This window comes from Clostridioides sp. ZZV15-6597, from assembly GCF_020657815.1.
Lineage (GTDB): Bacteria > Bacillota > Clostridia > Peptostreptococcales > Peptostreptococcaceae > Clostridioides.
The window spans coordinates 1-4,478 of sequence record NZ_JAGWCT010000177.1 but is presented as its reverse complement, the minus strand read 5'-3'; the positions used below and the strand labels follow the sequence as shown (position 1 = coordinate 4,478).

The 4,478-nt window shown below is 28.5% G+C and carries 5 protein-coding genes; 4 read left to right on the top strand and 1 reads right to left on the bottom strand.

Annotation, left to right across the window (positions count from 1 at the left end; translation table 11 throughout):
- Positions 1 to 338 precede the first annotated feature (338 nt).
- The 4 genes from KGF52_RS20345 to speB are packed head-to-tail and all read left to right on the top strand — an operon-like array spanning position 339 to position 4,043.
- A complete protein-coding gene (locus tag KGF52_RS20345) occupies positions 339 to 1,814 on the top strand; it encodes an aminotransferase class I/II-fold pyridoxal phosphate-dependent enzyme (protein WP_227841432.1) in 1,476 nt (491 codons plus the stop codon).
- 60 nt (positions 1,815 to 1,874) lie between these two features.
- On the top strand, positions 1,875 to 2,288 hold the full coding sequence (gene speD / locus KGF52_RS20340) for an adenosylmethionine decarboxylase (RefSeq protein WP_227436754.1): 414 nt from the start codon (positions 1,875 to 1,877) through the stop codon (positions 2,286 to 2,288).
- A gap of 35 nt (positions 2,289 to 2,323) precedes the next feature.
- A complete protein-coding gene (gene speE / locus KGF52_RS20335) occupies positions 2,324 to 3,175 on the top strand; it encodes a polyamine aminopropyltransferase (RefSeq protein WP_227841431.1) in 852 nt (283 codons plus the stop codon).
- Positions 3,165 to 4,043, top strand: coding sequence for an agmatinase (gene speB, locus KGF52_RS20330; RefSeq protein ID WP_227841430.1), 879 nt, complete (start codon positions 3,165 to 3,167; stop codon positions 4,041 to 4,043). Before speE ends, speB begins: the two co-directional genes overlap by 11 nt.
- A 161-nt stretch (positions 4,044 to 4,204) precedes the next feature.
- On the opposite strand, the gene KGF52_RS20325 is transcribed toward speB, so the two are convergent.
- Positions 4,205 to 4,405: a cold-shock protein gene (locus KGF52_RS20325; protein WP_227436749.1), complete on the bottom strand. Its 201-nt coding sequence runs from the start codon at positions 4,403 to 4,405 to the stop codon at positions 4,205 to 4,207.
- Positions 4,406 to 4,478 lie beyond the last annotated feature (73 nt).

Here is a 4,478-nt window from a genome sequence, read left to right as displayed (position 1 = left end):
GAAAGTTTAGTAATAGAATACATACAAATTAAAAATATTAAACTTAAAGCGTTAGTAAAACTTGAAAAAAATAAAAATATGAAATTGACTAAAAGTGATAAAGTTTACAAATACTAATTTATAAAAAAATTAATATAAACAATAAAAAAAATGAAAGTTTATAAATATTGATAATACTAAGGTATAGGTTTTTGGTGTGAAATAAAAAAATACTTGTAAAAAGACTTGTTTGTTAATATAATAAATATCATGAGTTTAATAAAAGTAAAAATAAAAAATAGAAATAATAAATAAAAACAATAAAAATATTAAAATAGAGAGGAGATGAATTTAAAGTCATGGACAGTGAGTTCGCAAATGCAGTTGAATTGAGCTATGAATGTGCGCCCTTATTGGAATCATTAAAAGAATATTCAAAAAGAGATATAGCTTGTTTTGATGTACCTGGACATGTGAAAAATAGAGGTGTAGATATATTAAATAAATATCTAGGTGAAAATCTCATGAAAATGGATATAAACTCATCACCCACTATGGATAATGTATCTAATCCAACTGGAGTCATAAAAAATGCACAAGATTTATTAGCGCAGGCATACATGGCTGATGAAGCATTCTTTATAACTAATGGTACTACACAAGCAATACATGCAATGATTCTAAGTGTAATAAATCCAGGAGAAAAAGTATTGCTCCCAAGAAATATTCATAAGTCAGTAATAAATGCTTTAATACTTTGTGGAGGAATACCAGTATTTATACAACCAGAATTTGATGAGCAACTAGGTATAAGTTTAAATATTACTATTGAGAAAGTTAAAGAGGAAATAGAAAAAAGCTGCGATATAAAAGCTTTATTTTTACTTAATCCAACTTATTATGGTGCTTGTGCAGACCTTGAGAGCATCATAGAATTATGCCATAAAAATAATCTTTTAGTGTTAGTAGATGAAGCTCATGGTGCTCATTTTCCATTTCATTTAGATTTACCTCCTTCTGCAATAAGTTTAGGAGCAGATATGGTGGCTGTAAGTATACATAAAACTGGAGGAGCATTGACACAATCTTCAGCACTTTTATTGAATAGAGAAAATATAAGAGTTGAAAAAGTACTTCAGTCAATCAATATGTTACAGTCTACATCTGCATCTTATTTGCTTATGGCAAGTATAGATGGAGCGAGAGTTAACCTAGTTGAAAATGGAGAAGAACAATTATCAAAAGCATTAAATTTATCGAGATACGCAAAAGCTAGATTAAATAAAATAGATGGAATAGATGTTTTGTCTACCGAAATATTAAAAAGAAAAGGTGTTAAATTTATAGATGAAACTAAATTATGTATAAATGTAAAAGGGTTAAATTTAACTGGCTTTGAAGTGTATGATTTGTTGTATAAAAAGTTTTCAATTCAAGTAGAACTAGGAGATTTGTACAATATCTTAGCACTTGTATCTATTGGAACTAATAAATCAGATATTGATAGATTGGTTAAGGCTCTTTCTATAATTGAAAAAACTTATAGAAAAGAAGCCAAGTTAAATGAGTTTAATATGATTCAAATAAATCCAACTATTGAGCTTAATCCTCGAGAAGCTTTTTATGCATCTAAAGAAAGTGTAGAAATCAAGTCATGTATAGGTAGAATTTGTGGAGAATCAATAATGGCATACCCACCAGGTATACCAATTGTTACTCCAGGAGAGTTAATAACAAAAGAAATTATGGAGTACATTGTTTTTTTAAAAGAGAGTAATGCGTATTTGACTGATATGCAAGATAAAAACTTAGATACAATACTCGTTATAAAATAAATTGTGTTATTGGATAAATAGAATAGTATATATAAATATGTAAAAGGAGTTGAGATTGAAATGAAATTTGAAACACTAGGAAGACATATACTAGTAGAATACTATAACTGTGATGAGAGCATACTTAAAGACCCACATCTTATAGAAAATTTTATGAATGATTCAGCATTAAATGCAAAGGCTACAATTGTTGATTCTGTATTTCACCATTTTAATCCTTGGGGGGTTTCGGGTGCTGTCATAATTGCTGAATCTCATTTGACAATACATACTTGGCCTGAATATGGTTATGCAGCGGCGGATTTTTTTACTTGTGGTGATATAGACCCATGGAAAAGTTTCGAATTATTGGAACAACTTCTAAAATCAGAAAGAAGTGAGTCCACAGAAATTCCAAGAGGATTGACAACAAAAATAAAAAAATATTCAAAGAAAGATTTAGGTAAAATCACTCATAAACCTGAAGCAGTATAAACATAAAATAGATAAATGAAAGTGAGGATTATTATATGGAACTTTGGTATACAGAGGAATGGACAGAAAATGTAAGGTTTTCTATAAAAGTAGATAGACATTTATTTGAAGGGAAGTCTGAGTTTCAAAGAATAGATGTGTTTGATAGTGAGGAGTTTGGAAAGTTTCTGACAATAGATGGTTTAATGATGGTGACATATAAAGATGAGTTTATATATCATGACATGATAACTCATGTTCCTATGGCTACAAATTTAAATATCAAAAAAGTCTTAGTTATAGGTGGTGGAGATGGTGGTACAGTAAGAGAGTTAAGTCGTTATCCTAAAATAGAAAAAATTGATATGGTTGAAATAGATAAAATGGTTGTGGATGTGTCTAAAGAGTATATAGATATATGTTCATGTAAATTAGACGATGAAAGAGTAAATTTATATTTTGAAGATGGAGTTAAGTTTGTTAAAGAGGCTTATGACAAATCTTATGACTTAATAATAGTAGATTCAACTGACCCAATAGGACCAGGAGAAGGACTTTTTTCAAATGATTTTTATAGAGATTGTTATAGAATACTAACTGATGATGGAATTTTAGTAAATCAAAGTGAAAGTCCTTATTTTGAGTTTAATGCTAAAGAAATGAAAAGAGCCAACGATAAGTTAAAAGGTATATTTCCAATATCTAAAGTTTATCAAGCACATATACCAACATATCCATCTGGACACTGGTTATTTGGTTTTGCTTCAAAAAAACTAGACCCAATAAAAAATCAAGATAGAGATGGTTGGGAAAAATTAAATTTAAAAACGAAGTATTATAATAGTGATATCCATTTAGGTTCATTTATGCTACCTCAATATGTAAAGGAGATGTTAAATGAAGAGTAATTTCTATCATATAAATACATTTATGGGTATGGATAAAAGTTATGAAGAATCAAATTTGATAGTGTTTGGAGTAGGGTTTGATGGAACTACTTCAAATAGACCTGGAGCTAGATTTGCAAGTAGCTCGATGAGAAAAGAATTTTATGGTCTTGAGACATATAGTCCTTTTTTAGACTTGGATTTAGAAGATTATAATATATGTGATTATGGAGATTTGGAAATTAGTGTTGGAGATACAGAACAAGTTTTGAAAGAAATATATGATGAAACTGCTAGTATAGTTGAAGATTTAAAGGTTCCATTTATGATTGGTGGTGAACATCTAGTTACTTTAGCAGCTTTTAAAGCAGTCTATGAGAAGTATAATGATGTGTATGTAATTCATTTTGATGCACACACAGATTTAAGAGAAGAATATAATAATAATAAAAATTCTCATGCAACAGTAATTAAAAGAGTATGGGATATTGTTGGAGATGATAAAATATTTCAATTTGGAATAAGGTCTGGAACAAGAGAAGAATTTAAATTTGCAATAGAACAAAAACATACTTATATGGAAGTTGGTGGAATAAATACATTTGAAAAGATAATTAATAAATTGAATGGGAAAAATGTTTATTTAACTGTAGATTTAGATGTGTTGGATGCATCTGTATTTCCAGGAACAGGTACACCAGAACCTGGTGGTATAAATTATAGAGAATTTCAAGATATTTTTAAGATTATAAAAAAATCTAATATAAATATAGTTGGTTGTGATATTGTAGAGCTAAGCCCTGATTATGATACGACAGGAGTATCAACAGTTATAGCATGTAAAGTATTGAGAGAATTGTGCTTAATAATATCAAGTAAATTTAGGTAGTGTAGTCTATATGAATAATATACTATAATAGAAAGAAGTTACTTTAAATAAGTTGTTTTAAGTTTAGCACTTTTTTAAGGTAACTTATTTATTTTTTTTAGACAACAAAAAAGAGCCTTATGTAGCTCCTTTTCTAAAATATATATATTTAAATTAAATAATTATATTCTATTTACGTTTTCAGCTTGAGGTCCTCTATTACCTTGAGTTATATCAAAGCTAACCTTTTCGCCTTCTTCTAAAGTTTTGTATCCATCAGTTTGTATAGCTGAGAAATGTACGAAAACATCGTCTTCTCCTTCTACTGATATGAATCCAAATCCTTTTTCACTATTAAACCATTTTACTATTCCGTTTTTCATTATAAAAAAACCTCCGCTTTATTAAAAAATACAAACTAAATAAATTAAGTCTGCTGTCTCTTTATACACATCT

Coding starts and splice junctions, on each gene's coding strand:
- speD (WP_227436754.1), top strand. CDS start 1,875: ATGAAATTTGAAACACTAGGAAGACATATACTAGTAGAATACTATAAC.
- speB (WP_227841430.1), top strand. CDS start 3,165: ATGAAGAGTAATTTCTATCATATAAATACATTTATGGGTATGGATAAA.
- speE (WP_227841431.1), top strand. CDS start 2,324: ATGGAACTTTGGTATACAGAGGAATGGACAGAAAATGTAAGGTTTTCT.
- KGF52_RS20325 (WP_227436749.1), bottom strand. CDS start 4,405: ATGAAAAACGGAATAGTAAAATGGTTTAATAGTGAAAAAGGATTTGGA.
- KGF52_RS20345 (WP_227841432.1), top strand. CDS start 339: ATGGACAGTGAGTTCGCAAATGCAGTTGAATTGAGCTATGAATGTGCG.